The organism is Brevibacterium ihuae (assembly GCF_900184225.1).
Lineage (GTDB): Bacteria > Actinomycetota > Actinomycetes > Actinomycetales > Brevibacteriaceae > Brevibacterium > Brevibacterium ihuae.
In genome coordinates this window covers 537002-552754 of record NZ_FXWZ01000003.1, presented here as the reverse complement: position 1 = coordinate 552754, position 15753 = coordinate 537002, and the positions used below count along the sequence as shown (strand labels likewise).

Below are 15753 nucleotides of genomic sequence, written 5' to 3'. Positions count from 1 at the left end.
TCATCGCCAGGAGCGGGGTGAGCGGAGCTCCCTGCCCGCAGGGACGTGGGAGTCCACGGCTCGCCGGAAGACGGCTCGGAAACCGGCGTCCCGCGCGATCCCGGCCGCAGCCCGGCGAACGGACTACGCTGGATCACCGAGGCGCGTGCCGCACGGGGCGCGCCGACGCACGGAGGAGGGCCGTCATGAGCGAGGTCATCGTCGTCGGCGCGGGGCCGGCCGGACTGCGGGCCGCGACGCTCGTCGCCGAGGCCGGCCACACGGTCACCGTGCTCGAGGCCGCGGACCACGTGGGCGGGCGCGTCGGCGGCCGGGTCGTCGGCGCCTACCGTCCCGATCGCGGCTTCCAGCTCGTCAATCCCGGCTATCCGGCCCTGCAGGAGGCGCTCGACCTCGGGTCCCTCGACCTCGAGCCCTTCCCTGCGGGAGTGTCCGTGCGGACCGCGCGCGGCAGGCCCGTGATCGCCGACCCGTCCCGGGAACCGCAGCTCGCCTTCCGCACTCTCCGCTCCGGGCTCCTCTCCCCGCGCGAGATCCCGCGCCTCACCGCCCTGCTCGGCCGTGCCCCAGCGATCGATGTGCCCTTCGCCGACTGGCTCGACGACCACCGCATCACCGGACCGCTCCGGCACTCCGTCATCGAGCCCTTCACCTCGGGCCTCGTCGCGCAGGACGCATCGACCGCGAGCGCTCAGTACCTGCTCTGGCAGCTCCGGCTCCTCGCTTCGCACACCCCGTCACTGCCCGCCGGCGGGATGCAGGTGCTCGCCGAGGCGCTCGCCGCCTCCGCGCGCACCGCGGGAGCCCGCATCGAGACCGGGGTCCGTGTCCGTGCCGTCCATCGGGCCGGGTCGGGAGTGCGCGTCGACTGCGACGGGGGAGTCCGCAGCGCGGCAGCGGTCGTCGTCGCGACAGGTCTGGCGCAGCCGCTCCTGCCGGAGGTGCCGCCGGTGCGGACCCGCGGGATGACGACGTGGTGGTTCTCCGCTTCGGAGCCGCCGCAGCGTCAGCGGCTGCTGAGCATCGACGGACGGAGCCCGCGCGGCCCGGTGACCACGATCGCCGAGGTCACCGCACCGGCGCCGCGCTATGCGCTCGCCGGCGGGCACCTCATCGCGGTGAACACCGCTCTCGGGGAGACGGGCCCGGGAGGCGAATCGGAATCGGCGGAGCTCGGCGAGTCCGAGGTGCGGGAAGCCGCTGCCGACCTCTGCGGAAGCTCCGTGCGCGACTGGCAGGTCGTCGCCGTCGACCGGATCCCGCATGCCCTGCCGCTGTCCGGCGTCGGGGTCCTCGATCGCCGGGAGCCCGCGCTCGACGGACCGATCGCGGTCGCCGGGGACCGGTTCCGGACGAGCTCGCTCAACGGGGCGCTCGAATCGGGCGCGGCAGCCGCCCACCGGGTGAACTACCGGCTCGGGTGAGTCGGCACGGACCGAACCGCCGAGGAATGCGCCGACGAGAGATGCGCCGGCGAGGAATGCGCCGATGGAGCGCTGCTCAGGCCAGGGTGGTCGCCGCGACGGTGGCGGCCATCTCGGTGAGCGCGGCGGTGTGCTCCTCGGTCACCTCGCCGGTGAACACCACGGGAGTGCAGACCTTCTCCCAGCCGTAGCCGGTGGTGATCGACTCCATCGCGCGCTCCGCGCCGGTGGTGTCGTAGCCCCCGTGGATCCAATAGGAGAACGGGCGCCCGGCGGTCTGCTCCCGGGTCGCCGTGTACGTCGAGTCGAAGAAGTGCTTGAGCGCGCCGGAGATGTACCCGAAGTTCGCCGTGGTGCCGAGCACGATGGCATCCGCGGCGAGCAGGTCCTCGGAGGTCGCCTCGAGCGCCTGCTTCTCGACGAACTCGACCCCTTCGAGCTCCGGCATGGACAGCCCCGCGCGGGCCGCCTCGGCGAGCGCCTCGGTCGCGGGCGTGGGCGAATGATGGACGAGGAGGACGGTGCTCATGGGACCACTCTAGGCACGTACTCCGACGGCGTCGAGGGTCGAGGGCGGCCCGGCAGGGGGCGGGCCGGCACCGCATCCCGCTGCCCGGATGCGGCTCAGTCCGCGATCTCGAAGGTGGCCGACCGGAGCCCGAGCACCGTGCGCGCCTCGACACCGGAGAGCGCGGCGGTGCGGCCGTCGGCGGAGGTCGCGGTGACGGTGTCGACCATGCCGGAGCCGGTGCGGGTGAGGGAGATGTCGACGACATCCGGCAGGCCGAAGGCCCGGCGCATCGCGTCCTGGGTGATCGTCGCCGACCACGAGGAGTACGGATTGCCGGCGGCCGAGGTGTGCGCCGCGGAGTCGTCGCGCTCCTGGAGGTAGGGCACGTCGTTCCCCCACACGTCGGCCGCGCGGTTCGTCGTCCCGCCCGAGGACGAGGAGTACAGCGCGTCGATGAAACGGCCGTCGTGGGTGATGACGCGGGCGCTCGACACCGTGTCGCCGCTGCGGGATTGGGTGCCGTCGACGGCCCGCACCCAGTTCGCACCGCCGGGGCCGTTCTCGTGAGCCCAGCCGGCGAACACCTGGGACCGCACCTCGTCGTAGACGTGGCATCCGCACGCGCTCGACAGCGTCCCCAGGTTCCGGAAGGCATAGGTCGGCGCGGCGATCGCCTGGGCCTCGAGCGCGGGTCGCGCCCACCCGGTCGGCATCTCCGCGACCCCAGGAAGGTACTCGGTGTTGACCCGGAGCACGTTGACGACATTGAGCGAGGAGCCGAGCGAGGTCACCTCGATGCGGCCGTGCCGGTACTGGCCGGTCCCGCCCGCCCGGGCACCGTCGATCGCGACCGAGGTGGGGTTCGTTCCCGAGGGCCAGGCGCGGGTGTTCTGCCATTCGACGTCGATCCGGGTGCCGGTGTAGCTCGCAGTGCCGACGTCCGCGCGGACCCGCCCGTCTGCGGTCCGCGTGAGGGTGATCGGATGCCAGTTGTCGTCGACCGTGCTGCCCACGCGGACGCGGAGCATCCCGTTCTGGGGTGCGATCCGCACCGATTGCCGGCCGTGGAGCAGCTGGACGCGGATGTCCGCGTTCGCGGACCCCGTGCGCGACTCGACCCGTGCGGGCCGGTAGTAGTGCTCGAGGATCTGCGTCGACGTGTTCCCGGCGGCTGCCATGCCGCGGGCCCCGTACTGGCTCATGCCCACCCCGTGCCCCCAGCCGGAGCCGGTCAGGGTGAAATCAGCCGGAGGCCCGTCGATCTCGACCACGGCTCCGCCGCCGGCGGTCCAGCGGATCCGGCCGCCCTGGAAATCCTGGGCGACGCCGCTGCCCGACGGGTACTCCCCGCTCACGGGGTAGCCGAGCTTCCCGTTCTCCCAGCCGGTGGTGCGCCAGGCGGTGCGGATGGCGCACCAGGTGGGGTGGGCGCCGGTGGCGGGGGACCAGTGGATGGAGCCGCCCTGGAAGGTCTGGTAGCAGCCGCGGTCGGTGAGTCCGCAGCGCTCGTCGGTGGTGGGGTAGCCGAGCTTCCCGTTCTCCCAGCCGGTGGTGCGCCAGGCGGTGCGGATGGCGCCCCAGGTGGCATGGGCGCCGGTCGCCCGCGTCCAGTGGATGGAGCCGTCCTCGAAGCTCTGGACGCACCCGGCGTCGCGGAGCCCGCAGCGCTCCGGGCCCGTGGGTTCGCCGAGCCGCCCGCTCTCGCCGCCGAGGCTGCGGTAGTGGGTGCCGATGGCTCCGCCGACCGGGTAGGCAGCCCACACGGCGGTGCCGAGGAGGAGTGCGATGACGATGCCGGCGAGGACCCCGAGGCTGCGGGTGGAAGCGCGCATGGAGCGAGTATCACACTCCTCTGCGGAGCGCCCGCGCTCGGGATGCGGTTCCCCGGGAGGGACCCGCCCGGCTCGGTCTCAGTACCCGACCCAGGCCCCGCGCTGCTGGTCGATGACCCGCGGATGGAGGAGCGATGAGGGTTCGACCGTGCCCACGGAGCTCCGGTCGCGGTCGGGCGGGAAGACGAGCGCGGCCCGGGCGACATCCGGGGTGAGGAACCGGAGGTCGTCGGGCGCGTCCGCGGGGACCGCGACCTCGGGCGCCTCGCCGGTCGCGGCGAGGAAGTACCCCCAGTCGCCGAAGCTCGGGACGTCGACGTGGTAGGGGGTGGTGGCGAAGCCGGCCTGCGCGATGCTCTCCCCGATCCCCCAGTACGCCTCGGGAGCGAAGAACGGGGACCCGGCCTGCACGACGAGCCGCGCCCCGGGGTTCATCGCGCGCTCGACGAGCCCGTAGAACTCGATGGTGTAGAGCTTCGAGGTCGACACGTCGTCGGGGTCGGGGAGGTCGGCGATGACGACGTCGTAGGTGCGGGTGTTCTCCTCCCGCAGCCACGTGAACGCATCTGCGGCGATGTGCTCGACCCGACGGTCGTCGAACGCGCCGTCGTTGAACCGGGTGAAGGTGTCGTCCGAGCGGGCGAGCTCGACGACCGCGGGGTCGAGGTCGACGAGCGTGACCTCCTCGACGTCGGAGTACCTGAGCACCTCCCGGAGCGCCATGCCGTCGCCGCCGCCGAGCACGAGCACCCGGGTGCGCGGACCGTCGAGCACCGGGTGCACGAGCGACTCGTGGTAGCGGTGCTCGTCGTTCGAGGCGAACTGCAGGTCCCCGTTGAGGAACAGGCGGGTGTCGCCGGTGCGCGGGTGCCGGGTGACGACGATGTCCTGGTAGGCGCTGCGCTCGGCGGTGACGATCGGGTCCCGGTAGATCTTCTGCCGCGAGGTCACCTCGATCGCATCGGTGTACACCCAGGCGGCGGTGAGCACGCCGACGATGAGGACGAGGAGCAGCGTCAACCCGGCCCGCGCCCGCCGGGAGAGCTCGTGCCGGAAGAGCCACACGACGATGAGGATGCCGGTGACGGCGTTGACGATCCCGACGGCGAGCACGCCGCGGGGCAGGCCGAGGAGCGGCAGCAGCAGGAACGGGAAGGCGAGGCCGCCGATCAGCCCGCCCACGTAGTCCACCGCGAAGAGGTCCGCGACCGCCGCCGAGGCGCGCTGGGCGCGGATGCGCTGGATGAGCTCCATGAGGAGCGGGATCTCCGCCCCGATGAGGACGCCGATGACGAAGGCGATGACGATCATCGCCGCGGTGTAGAGGTCGAGGTAGGCGAACGCGAGGTAGAGGGCGAGGACCGACAGGCCGCCGATGATCCCGAGCGCGGCCTCGATGAGCGCGAACGACACCGCGGCGAGGTGGGTCAGCCGCTTGGTGAGGATCGAGCCGACGCCCATCGCGAAGACCATGACCGACAGCACGATCGAGGCCTGCACGATGGTGTCGCCGAGCAGGAACGAGCCGAGCGCGACGAGCGCGAGCTCGTAGACCATGCCGCACGAGGCGCACAGGAAGACGGCGAAGAGGACGAGGAACCGCGCCGGTCCGGGGCGCACCGGCAGGCGCAGGGACTCCTGATCAGCGGCGGCGGTGCTCACGGAGGACGCGGGTCAGCCGATCACAGGAGGGCGGAGGCCATGATGAGGGCGATGCCGAAGTGGGCGGAGGCGTTGACCCAGACAGCCGGGTGGATCGTCTCGGAGTGGACGATCTCGCCCAGGCGTCCGGGGGTGAGGGCGTCGACGATGAGGAAGCTCGCGGCCATGATGATGATGCCGATGACGCCGTAGACGATCGTCGAGATCAGGCCCCACACGAGGTCGCCGGCGCTCGCGCGGATCGCGACGGCGACGATGATCGCCACGCCGAGCAGGTTCGACGCGACGAGGATCGAGGCGTTCCGCGACTTCTCCGTCCACAGGAGCTCATGGAGCTTGCCCGGGGTGATGAGGTCGACGACGCCGTAGCCGACGAGCATGAGGAGCAGGCCCGCGACCGCGTAGGCGAGGACGACTCCGGATTCGATGAGCAGGGGAACGATCATGATGGGCCTTTCGGACGGTGGATGTCAGCTGAGGTGGTCGGGAGCGGGGGTGCCGGTCACGGCGGGTGCGGGGGCGCCGGTCACTTGCCGGTGCCCGAGCCGCCGCCGCGGTAGCCGGAGCCGCCGCCGTAGTTCGAGTCGGAGCCGGAGGAGCCGCCGCCGAAGATGAACGGGAAGAACCAGAAGCCCCCGCCGCCGGAGCGGGAGGAGGAGTCGCACCCGACGTAGGTGTAGTTCTCGCCCTGCTTGTCGTAGTCGCCGCGGTTCGGGGCGCTGACGTACTCGCCGTTGACGAGGTCGTAGTCGCCGCACTGCGCCGAGCCGGAGGTCGCCGAGCTCGAGCACGAGCCGATGAGCGAGAGCAGGAGGAAGAGGACGACGAGCAGGCCGATGATGCAGCCGCAGCCCTTGCCGCCGCGCTTGGCCGACTCGTTCTCGCCCGGCGTCCACGGCCGGTGGCCGCCGCCGGAGCCGCCGCGGCCGTTCTCCGCGTCGAAGTCGAAGCTCCGGCCGCTCATCGTCACCTTGGGGCGACCCGGGCCCGATGGGCCGCGACCGGGCTGTCCGGGGCCGGGCTGTCCGGGGCCGGGCCGGGCGCCGGAACCGGGCAGCGGGATGCGGTCGCCGGGACCGGGCTGCGGATTCGGGGGCGGGAAGGTCATATCGAGACCTCGCTCGGTCGAGCCGGGCACGGGTGGGCGCCGGCGGACGGACGGAAGGCGTGGGCGAGTCCGGTGAGGGTGGTGCGGGTGTGCACGATCTCGCCGTGCTGCGGGTAGCAGTGCCAGGTCCGCCACGACAGGGCATCGCCGGTCGGGTGTGCGCCGCCGGTGCCCGCCTCGGCGGCGGCACCCGCCTCGGCGTCGGTCTCTGCCGGGTCACCGGCCGTTGCAAAGGTGCCCAGGGCGAGCGCGGTGACGGCGCCGGGATGCCCGGGGAAGGACACGACGGCGTGGTGCTCGGCGCCGCGTGCGGCCCGGACGATGTCGTCGACCGCGGTGAGGAACCGGTCCGCCGCCACGTGCTCGACGCGGGAGCGGAAGTCGTGGACCCCGGCACCGGCGATCCCGGCGGTGAGCCGGCTGTCCGGCAGCGCCGGGGCGGAGCTCGGCAGACAGGCGAGCGTCTCGATGAAAGCGGTGCCGCCGCCGCTGACGATCACCTGGTGGGAGCAGCCGAGTACGGCGAGCTCCACCCGCAGCGCCCGCCCGGAGCCCGCGGTGAGGTGGGCGACGGTGCTGTGGACGGACGGGAGCCGGCCCTGCGTGAGGGAGAAGGTGAGGTCGGCCGCCGCGGTGTCGGCGAACGGGACTTCGACGGTGTGCATCTCAGCTGCCCGGATAGATCGTGAAGGAGCCGGGGGCCACCGGCTGCCCGGTGCTGACCTCCCAGCGGCCGTGGTCGAAGCGCTCGAAGGACAGATGACGGCCGTCACCGGCCTCGTAGTCGACGTAGTCGAGCGCGCCCTGCGGCCGCAGCCCGGTGGTGCCCTCGGAGCGGTAGGTCGCGGTGCCGTGCTCGACGAGCGTGTACGAGGTGCCCTCGAGGTCGATCTGCTCGGAGCGCGGCTCGATGTCGAGGTCCGGGCGGTCCTTCCAGATCGAGAGCTGGAGGTCGGGGTCCTCCTCCACGGTGAGCCACTGCCGCTGGGCGCTGCCGTCGGCCTGGAAGAAGTGCTCCGCCCAGGTGTAGCCGCCCTCCGCGATCCGCAGGGTGCCGCGCACGAAGTGCTTCTCCGAGCCGAACTCGAGGATGTCGCCGGCGTGGATCTTCAGCGGGTCCCCGCCGGTGTCCTGCCCGGGCGCGAACGGGTCGTGGGCGCGCGGGCCGGCATCGACGTGCACCGGGCGATCGGAGGCGCGCATCCGCTTGACGACGAGGATGATCACCAGCACGATCCCGATGGCGATGACGGCGGTGACAAGGGTGGAGAGGAAGTCTCCCATGACGGCTCCGGTCGGGTTCGGGGGCGGCTGACCGAACCAAGACTACCGTGCGGTGCGGACACGCGAGCGGGGTCGGTGTTGCGGTCCTGGAACGCGTGCGGGCAACCGCAGAGGCCGTAGGCTGGTCCGGGGTCCGCGAGGGCGGGATCCGGCGGCGTCGAGCGCCGCACCACGATGTGCGAGGAGGGTGCATGGGAGTCGTCCGGGACCCGCTGCGTGGACGGGTGCGACCGGAGCCGGAGCACACCGACGAGCAGATCGTCGCCGCCATGACCCCGATCCGCCCCGCACGCTGGGCGGTGCTCACCGGTGCCGGGATCAGCACCGACTCCGGCATCCCCGACTACCGCGGGCCCGGTTCCCCGGCGCGCGCCCCGATGACCGTGCAGACCTTCCTCTCCCATCCCGCGCAGCGCGCGCGGTACTGGGCGCGCGGGTGGATCGGCTGGAAGCGGATGACCGCGGTCCACCCCAACGCCGGGCACCGGGCGCTCGCCCGGATCGCACCGCTGGGCATCATCACGCAGAACGTCGACGGCCTCCACCAGGCGGCCGGGTCGGAGCCGGTGATCGACCTCCACGGGCGCCTCGACCGGGTGATCTGCCTCGACTGCGGGACGGTCATCGACCGCGACCGCGTGCAGGAGGAGCTCGATGCGCTCAACCCCGGGTTCCTCGACACCCTGGGGGCAGCGCCGGAGACGCTCGAGACCGCTCCCGACGGCGACGTCGAGCTCGAGGAGACCGCACACTTCCGGGTGCTCGACTGTCCGCGGTGCGGCGGCGTGCTCAAACCCGACGTCGTGTACTTCGGCGAGTCGGTGCCGCGCCCGCGCGTCGATGCGGCGTTCGCGCTCCTCGGCTCGGCCTCCGGGCTCGTGGTCCTCGGATCCTCGCTCGCGGTGCACTCCGGGCTCCGGTTCGTCCGCGCCGCGGTCCGGGAGGAGCTGCCGGTGGTCATCGTCACCGACGGACCCACCCGGGCCGACGAGCTGCCGGTGCAGCGCTCGGTGAGCCGTGTCGCGGACTTCCTCCGGACCTGGGAGGACGCGCTCGGCCGGGCGATCTGACCGCGTGCCCCGCGCATCGACACCGCACGGGGCGGCAGGGCAGACTGGACGCATGACGAACTTCGCGCGCTCCGAACGCCGGTCCCTCGCCGCTCTCCTCCGCACCCTCGGCCCCGATGCCCCTACCCTGTGCGAGGGGTGGGACGCCCGCGACCTGGCCGTCCACCTCGTCATCCGCGACCGGCGGCCCGGTGCGCTCATCGGCAACGCGATGCCGGGCCTCGCGTCCCGGTCGCAGGGCCTGCAGGATCGCGCGACGCAGGCGGAGGCGGAGCTCGCGGAGCTGCCGTGGGGCGAGCTCGTCGGACTCGTCGCCGAGGGCGGACCGCGCTGGAACCCGATGAGCTGGGGTCCGCTCGACCGCCTCGCGAACACTGCGGAGTTCCTCGTCCATCACGAGGACGTGCGTCGAGCGCAGCCGGACTGGGAGCCGCGCGACCTGGCGTGGGATCTCAACGCCCGGGTCTTCGCGATGGTGAGGTCGATGGTGCTGCCGGTGAGCCTCAAGGCCGGTCGGCACCTCGTGCTCGAGGCGCCCGGATTCGGCACCGTGTCCGCCGGGCGCACCGTCCACCCCTCGACGACGCTGCGCGGCACCCCGGTGGAGCTGCTCCTGTGGCTGTTCGGCCGGCAGGAGCACGCACGGCTCGAGGTCACCGAGCCGGGTCCGCCTCGCGAGAGCTGAGCCACGCGGGCAGCGCTCCCGAGGGCTGAGCGCAACAAGCAGCACCCCGCCGAGGCTCGAGCGACGGGGCCGAGGCCTGCGGAATCCGCCGGTCCTCAGAACCGCGGGCGGCCGTCCGGGTCCTCGTGCGGCTCCTCCGGCCCCTGCGGCGAGCCGCCCGGGGTGTCGTCGTTCGTGTCGTCGTCGACGAAGTGGGTGGTCGAATCCTCGGCGGCGTCGCCGGGCAGGTGCGCGCCGATGTAGGAGCTCGGGCGATTCATCACACGATAGATGAGATACCCGCCGCCGAACAGCGTCACCGCGAAGAACGCGATGACGATGAGGACGACGAGGATCTGCGGCTCATCCACGCCCGTTCGCCTCCAGGCGCTTGCGCTCGAAATACCCGGCGTGGCGGGCGGTGAATGTCCCCATGCCCACCGACCCGTGGACGCGGACGAGAGGACGGCCCGGCTGGGGGACTGCCGCGACCTTCGACCTCACGGTGCCCCAGCTGGTGCCCAGGCGGTCGACGTTGACTCCCCAGTCCTCGGGGACGACGACGACGGCGCTGCCCATGCCGCCGGAGACCTCGACGTCGATCTCGGGCAGATCGGTGGTCGCCTCGAGGAAGTTGACCTCGGCGGTCGCTCCCACGGATTCGAGCCGGATGAACGGCGGGGGAGCCCAGCGGCCCCGGCGCTGGGCGTTGTCCCAGGACGCGCGGAGGACGAGCGGGTCGAACGGGTGGTGCCCCGGTTCGTCGCTGTCCTGCGGCAGTCCGACGCGTGTGCGTCCGGCGGCAGCGCGGACCCGGTCCGAGGGCGGCGGCACCGGGAGGTCGGCGACGACGGCGTCGAGGTCGACATAGACCTTCGCCTCAGCGGTGCGCTCGATGCGCTCGGTGAGCTCCTCGGTGGTGAGGCGGCCCTCGGCCGCCGCGTCGCGGAGCGCCTCGATGACCTCGTCGCGCTCGGCATGGCCGATGCGCAGGGTGCGGGCGGGGTCGGCGGGGGCTCGGTGGTGAGGCGGCCCTCGGCCGCCGCGTCGCGGAGCGCCTCGATGCCCTCGTCGCGCTCGGCATGGCCGATGCGCAGGGTGCGGGCGGGGTCGGCGGGGGAGTTCTCGGGGGAGTCCTGCGGGGGAGTCGTCATGCATCCATCCTGCCCGACGGCCCGGTCCGCCTCAACACCCATCCCGCCGCGCGATCCGGTGGGCCGTGTCCGCGGCACCCAGTAGGGTGGTTGACGTGTCCACCGCTCTCTATCGCCGCTACCGCCCGGAGTCCTTCGACGACGTCATCGGACAGGACCACGTCACCGGGCCGCTCAAGGCCGCCATCGACAACGGCCGCATCAATCACGCCTACCTGTTCTCGGGCCCCCGCGGCTGCGGCAAGACGACCTCGGCGCGCATCCTCGCGCGCTGCCTCAACTGCGAGCAGGGGCCCACTCCGCGCCCGTGCGGCGAATGCCCCAGCTGCCGCGACCTCGCGAACGGCGGACCCGGCTCGCTCGACGTCGTCGAGATCGACGCCGCCAGCCACAACGGTGTGGACGACGCCCGCGATCTGCGCGAGCGGGCGGTGTACGCGCCGGCTCGTGACCGCTTCAAGGTCTTCATCCTCGATGAGGCCCACATGGTCACCACGCAGGGCTTCAACGCGCTGCTCAAGCTCGTCGAGGAGCCGCCCGAGCACGTCAAGTTCGTGTTCGCGACGACGGAGCCGGAGAAGGTCATCGGCACCATCCGGTCCCGCACCCACCACTACCCCTTCCGGCTCGTGCCCCCGGAGATCCTCACCCGGTACCTCGCGGAGCTCTGCGATCGGGAGTCCGTCCCCGTGGGCAAGGGCGTGCTGCCGCTCGTCGTGCGCGCCGGCGGCGGTTCGGTGCGCGACTCGCTCTCGGTCCTCGACCAGCTCATGGCGGGTGCGACGACCGAGGGCATCGACTATCCCACTGCGGTGGCCCTCCTCGGCTACACCCCGGATTCGCTGCTCGGCGACATCGTCGACGCCTTCGCGGCCGGAGACGGCGCCGGGGTGTTCCGCGTGGTCGACCGCGTCATCGAATCCGGACAGGACCCGCGCCGCTTCGTCGAGGACCTGCTCGAACGGTTCCGCGACCTCGTGGTCATCGGCGCGGCCCAGGACCAGGCGGCCGCCTTCCTCCCCGAGGTCCCGGCGGACAGGCTCGAGCGCCTCGTCCAGCAGGCCCGGATCTCCGGGCAGGCAGAGCTGTCGCGCGCCGCGGACCTCCTCAACACCGGGCTGACCGAGATGTCGGGTGCGACCTCCCCGCGTCTCCAGCTCGAGCTCATGTGCGCCCGGATCCTGCTGCCCGGGGCGGAGAGCTCGCGGCGGTCCGCGCTGTCGCGCGTCGAACGCCTCGAGCGCCGCATCGGGATGACCCCGTCCGGCACTGTGCCCGGCGGCGTTCCCGCCGCGCAGGCCGCCGAACCCGCTGAGCACTCCGCCGGCCCCGGCCGGGACGGCGCCGCGGGACCGGCCGGTGAGCCGAACGGCGGGGCCGGTTCTGTGCCCGGAGGCAGCGGCTCCGCTGCGAATTCCCGCACTCCCGAATCGCCCGAGGGCGGGGCGCGAGGTCCCCGGGACCGCCGCGCCGCGGCAGCTCCTGCCTCGACTCCCGCCGCCCGCCAGGTCGACGAGGCCCTCGGCGATTACGCCGCCGCCGCTGCCGCGGCGGAGTCGCTCCTGGAGGAGGACTCCCCGTCGTCCGGCGCGACCGCCGGGCATCCCGGAGCCGGGACCGCCGCGCCGTCCTCCGGGGCGCCCGACTCCGGGACCCGGCGCCCGGACCGACCAGCTCCGGACGATCGGGTCGATATCGACCGCAGTGCGGCGCCCGGGTCCGGCGGGGACCGCGCCTCCGCTGCATCGGCGGCATCCGATCGCTCCCGCGATGAGGAGCCCCGCCCCAGCCGACAGCATTCTCCGGGCCGGAGAAGCGTGCCGTCCGATCGACCTGCGTCCCCCGACCGGGACGGGACCGCGGCCGGGCCGGTGGCCTGCGACGGGTCCGCTGCCGGCGCCGGGCCCGCGGTCGGAGCGGGGCCCTCGTCGGGAGCCGGGTCTGCCGCGGGTGCGGAGATCGATGCGATCCGGCGCTCATGGCCGGACATCCTCGAGGCGCTCGGCCGGCGCAGCAAGCTCGCCCGGGCGATCGTCAGCTCCAACGCCGTGCCGCAGGGCTACGCCGGCGGTGTCCTCACCCTCGGCTTCAACAACCAGGGGTCCGTCTCCGGATTCACCCGGGGAGCGAACGCCGCGAAGCTCGCCGAATCCGTCGCGGAGGTCCTCGGGATCGAGGCGCGCGTCGAGGTCGGTGAGGTCGGTGCCGCAGTCGACCGAGGGCCCTCGGGCTCCGGCGGCGGAGGATCGCGCGGTCCGGCACCGCGCCGCCCCAGCCGCGAGGAGGTCGATTCAGTGGTCGGCCCGCGAGCGGCGGACCGCGAACCGGTCGACCACGAGAAGTTCTGGCAGACTCCGCCGCCGTCGGGTGCCTGGAGCACCGACGCGCCCGCTGACGACGATGCGGAGGGCGACCCGACAGCTGAGCGTTCGGGTCCCCGCCCCGCCGATGACCGAGACGCCGGGCGCGGCGACGCACCCGCGGTCGACCCTGCGCCTCGACCGGAAGACGCGCAGGGGGCGGGTCGCGAGCCTCGTCCCCACGATGGGCCTCGTTCCCAGGACGGGCCGGTGGATGGCGATGCGGCTCGTGCGGAAGGCGCCTCGGACGCGGCGGATGCTCCCGATGCCGAGCGGGACCCGGTGTCCTCGACGAGCGCGGGGACGGGAGCGGTCGATGCCCCGTTCGTCGCGGTCCCGCCGCCCGCCGACATCCCCGACTACCCCTACGACGACGAGTTTCCCGACGACGGTGAGGACGGGTTCGGCGAACCCGTCGGCGGCGCCGACGGCGGACTCGACGGCGGCACCGGTGACGACCCGGGCGGAGGTGCGGAACTTTCTCCCGCTCCCCGTGCGGACGACGACCTCGACTTCCTCGGGGCCTACGCGGATCCGGACATCGCGTTCACGAGCAACGGGAACGGCGAACCCCCGCCGGCCGATCCCGAACCCCGGGACGCGCGAGCTGACCACCGCTTCGCGCACCTGGCGGCCCGCCACGGCACGGTCGGTCACCCGGCGGACGGGGGAGGGGCGCCGCCCGCGCCCCCGGAGCCGGACCCGGTGGAGAACTACGTCGACTACGACACCGAGGGTGACCTCGACATCAGCGAGGCACCCGAGTTCGGGGTCCCCGTGGTCGAGCGCATCCTCGGCGGAGTGGTCATCGAGGAGATCGACGGATGAGCATGCTGTACGAAGGCGCCCTGCAGGACCTCGTCGAGGAGTTCGGCAAGCTGCCGGGCATCGGGCCGAAGTCCGCCCAGCGCCTGGCCTTCCACATCCTGCAGAGCCCGGCGGAGGACGTCGAGGCGCTGAGCACCGCGCTGAGCGAGGTCAAGAAGCGCGTCCGCTTCTGCGAGACCTGCGGCAACGTCTCCGAGGACACCGAATGCGTGATCTGCAAGGATCCGCGCCGCGACCAGACCCTGATCTGCGTCGTCGAGGAGCCCAAGGACGTCGTCGCGATCGAGCGCACCCGCGAGTTCCGGGGTCTCTACCACGTGCTCGGCGGATCGATCGACCCGATGGCGGGTGTGGGCCCCGACGACCTCCGGATCAAGGAGCTCCTGCCTCGGCTGCAGTCCGGTGAGGTGACGGAGTGCGTCATCGCCACCGACCCCAACCTCGAGGGCGAGGCCACCGCGACCTATCTCGTGCGGCTGCTCTCGAGCGTCGGCATCACGGTGAGCCGCCTGGCGTCCGGGCTGCCCGTGGGCGGCGATCTCGAGTACGCCGACGAGGTCACCCTCGGCCGCGCGTTCGAGGGGCGCCGCGCGGTCGGCTGACCTCTCCCGGACTCGGCGCGCGGGCCGGTCCGCGGACGCGCCGTGCTCTCTCTCGGCGGAGGCTCCGGTTCCTCCCGCTGCGGCGGCGTGCCCTGACGCTCCTCGCCGCTCGGACGGGATCCCCCGGCATCGCCCGGACGCAGTTCTCCGCTCTCACCAGGGCTTTCGAGGCATATCGAAAATCAATATCCCGAACCCCAGACTCCCTATCGATTCTCGATAAACATATTGACTATCGATACATCGAGAAACGATATGTCGAAGTGTCCGACCCGATCGAAGGAGTCATCATGAGCACCCCCTCTTCCGCATCCCCGTCGCCCCGCCGCCGCGAGCCCGGTTCGCTGTCCGGCCTGTGGATCTACCCTCTCGTCGTCGTCCTCCTCCTCGCAGGCGAGCGCATCGTCGATCTGATCCGGCTCGCCGTGGAGCGCACGCTCACCGTGTCCCTCGAACTCCCCGCCGAGGAGCCCGTGGACACCGTGATCGGCGATGAGCGGATGCCGCTCGCCGGCGTCGTCGACCTCACCCTTCCGCTCGAGCGCTTCTCCCCCGCGGCGATCGTCTTCCAGGCGGCCTCCGCTGTCCTGTTCATCGTCGGTCTCGCGATCGCCTGCTGGTACTCCATCCGGGCCGTCACCCACATGACCCGGAGCACCCCGCTCGATCCGCGAGCTGCGCGTGCGATGACCGGCCTGTTCTGGACGGTCGTCGCGACCGGCATCGTCTCCGGCTTCGTCCAGATGCTCGGCGACAACCTCGTCATCCGCGACCTCGGTCTCAACGATCTGCCCGTCGACAACAGCATCACGACGACGATGATCTGGGTCTGGCTGGCCGTGGTCTCCGGCATCGGGATCATCCGCGCCCTCCTCATCCGCGGTGCCCGGGCGGAGACCGAGCTCGAAGGGGTGATCTGAGATGACCATCGAGATCGGCACCCGCAGCGTCCGCTGCCACCTCGACCGCATCCTCGAGGAGAAGTCGGTCACCCTCACCGAGCTCGCGTCGCGGGTCGGCGTCACCGTCGCCAACCTGTCCGTGCTCAAGAACAACCGCGCGAAGGCGATCCGCTACACCACGCTCGTCAGCCTGTGCGATGCGCTCGACTGCCAGCCCGGAGACCTCTTCTCCGTCGAGTGAGACCCCCTGCGATCCGCCCCTCGAGTCGCACCGATCCCCACCACCCGAGGCGCCCGCTCCCGATCCCCGGAGCGGGCGCCTCGGGCGTGCTCCCCGGCTGCCGCTCCGGAG

General features: G+C 72.6%; 16 protein-coding genes. 7 read left to right on the top strand and 9 right to left on the bottom strand.

Annotation, left to right across the window (positions count from 1 at the left end; genetic code table 11):
• Positions 1–185: 185 nt before the first annotated feature.
• Positions 186–1424 carry an FAD-dependent oxidoreductase gene (locus C1A17_RS07910; protein WP_101652477.1) on the top strand — a complete coding sequence of 413 codons (1239 nt, stop codon included), beginning with the start codon at positions 186–188 and terminating at the stop codon, positions 1422–1424.
• 76 nt (positions 1425–1500) lie between these two features.
• Here the strand turns inward: C1A17_RS07910 and C1A17_RS07905 are convergent, their stop codons facing one another.
• The 7 genes from C1A17_RS07905 to C1A17_RS07875 all read right to left on the bottom strand — a co-directional run bounded on the left by C1A17_RS07905 (position 1501) and on the right by C1A17_RS07875 (position 7821).
• Positions 1501–1953 carry a flavodoxin family protein gene (locus C1A17_RS07905; RefSeq protein WP_101652475.1) on the bottom strand — a complete coding sequence of 151 codons (453 nt, stop codon included), beginning with the start codon at positions 1951–1953 and terminating at the stop codon, positions 1501–1503.
• A 95-nt stretch (positions 1954–2048) separates the two neighbouring features.
• Positions 2049–3767: a SpoIID/LytB domain-containing protein gene (locus C1A17_RS07900; protein ID WP_101652473.1), complete on the bottom strand. Its 1719-nt coding sequence runs from the start codon at positions 3765–3767 to the stop codon at positions 2049–2051.
• 78 nt (positions 3768–3845) lie between these two features.
• On the bottom strand, positions 3846–5429 hold the full coding sequence (locus C1A17_RS07895) for a polyamine aminopropyltransferase (protein ID WP_101652471.1): 1584 nt from the start codon (positions 5427–5429) through the stop codon (positions 3846–3848).
• 20 nt (positions 5430–5449) lie between these two features.
• The gene (locus tag C1A17_RS07890; RefSeq protein WP_180953247.1) at positions 5450–5875 is read right to left on the bottom strand and encodes a DUF350 domain-containing protein; all 426 of its coding nucleotides are present in this window, start codon (positions 5873–5875) and stop codon (positions 5450–5452) included.
• 80 nt (positions 5876–5955) lie between these two features.
• A complete protein-coding gene (locus tag C1A17_RS14365) occupies positions 5956–6537 on the bottom strand; it encodes a hypothetical protein (protein WP_219618260.1) in 582 nt (193 codons plus the stop codon).
• Complete coding sequence (locus C1A17_RS07880) at positions 6534–7202, bottom strand: DUF2617 family protein (protein ID WP_101652469.1); 669 nt, start codon at positions 7200–7202, stop codon at positions 6534–6536. The genes C1A17_RS14365 and C1A17_RS07880 overlap by 4 nt, the downstream gene beginning before the upstream one ends.
• A gap of 1 nt (position 7203) precedes the next feature.
• Positions 7204–7821 carry a DUF4178 domain-containing protein gene (locus C1A17_RS07875; protein ID WP_101652467.1) on the bottom strand — a complete coding sequence of 206 codons (618 nt, stop codon included), beginning with the start codon at positions 7819–7821 and terminating at the stop codon, positions 7204–7206.
• Positions 7822–8012: 191 nt separating this feature from the next.
• Here C1A17_RS07875 and C1A17_RS07870 point away from each other — a divergent pair, with 191 nt between their 5' ends.
• Together C1A17_RS07870 and C1A17_RS07865 are read left to right on the top strand one after the other, a co-directional pair.
• A complete protein-coding gene (locus C1A17_RS07870; protein ID WP_101652465.1) occupies positions 8013–8891 on the top strand; it encodes a Sir2 family NAD-dependent protein deacetylase in 879 nt (292 codons plus the stop codon).
• A gap of 52 nt (positions 8892–8943) precedes the next feature.
• The gene (locus tag C1A17_RS07865; RefSeq protein ID WP_101652463.1) at positions 8944–9576 is read left to right on the top strand and encodes a TIGR03085 family metal-binding protein; all 633 of its coding nucleotides are present in this window, start codon (positions 8944–8946) and stop codon (positions 9574–9576) included.
• Positions 9577–9671: 95 nt separating this feature from the next.
• Here C1A17_RS07865 and C1A17_RS07860 read toward each other — a convergent pair whose 3' ends face one another.
• Positions 9672–9926: a hypothetical protein gene (locus C1A17_RS07860; RefSeq protein WP_101652461.1), complete on the bottom strand. Its 255-nt coding sequence runs from the start codon at positions 9924–9926 to the stop codon at positions 9672–9674.
• Positions 9919–10713, bottom strand: coding sequence for a DUF1707 SHOCT-like domain-containing protein (locus C1A17_RS07855; RefSeq protein ID WP_101652459.1), 795 nt, complete (start codon positions 10711–10713; stop codon positions 9919–9921). Before C1A17_RS07855 ends, C1A17_RS07860 begins: the two co-directional genes overlap by 8 nt.
• Positions 10714–10804: 91 nt before the next feature.
• On the opposite strand from C1A17_RS07855, the gene C1A17_RS07850 reads away from it, so the two are divergent.
• The 4 genes from C1A17_RS07850 (at position 10805) to C1A17_RS07835 (ending at position 15642) form a co-directional block, all read left to right on the top strand.
• Positions 10805–13897, top strand: a complete 3093-nt coding sequence (locus C1A17_RS07850; RefSeq protein WP_101652457.1) for a DNA polymerase III subunit gamma and tau — start codon at positions 10805–10807, stop codon at positions 13895–13897.
• A gap of 5 nt (positions 13898–13902) precedes the next feature.
• Positions 13903–14499: a recombination mediator RecR gene (gene recR, locus C1A17_RS07845; RefSeq protein WP_101653583.1), complete on the top strand. Its 597-nt coding sequence runs from the start codon at positions 13903–13905 to the stop codon at positions 14497–14499.
• A 290-nt stretch (positions 14500–14789) separates the two neighbouring features.
• Entirely contained in the window at positions 14790–15419 is a 630-nt protein-coding gene (locus C1A17_RS07840) for a hypothetical protein (protein ID WP_146000603.1), read from the top strand.
• Between the two features lies 1 nt (position 15420).
• Positions 15421–15642: a helix-turn-helix domain-containing protein gene (locus C1A17_RS07835; RefSeq protein WP_101652453.1), complete on the top strand. Its 222-nt coding sequence runs from the start codon at positions 15421–15423 to the stop codon at positions 15640–15642.
• The last annotated feature ends 111 nt before the right edge of the window (positions 15643–15753 follow it).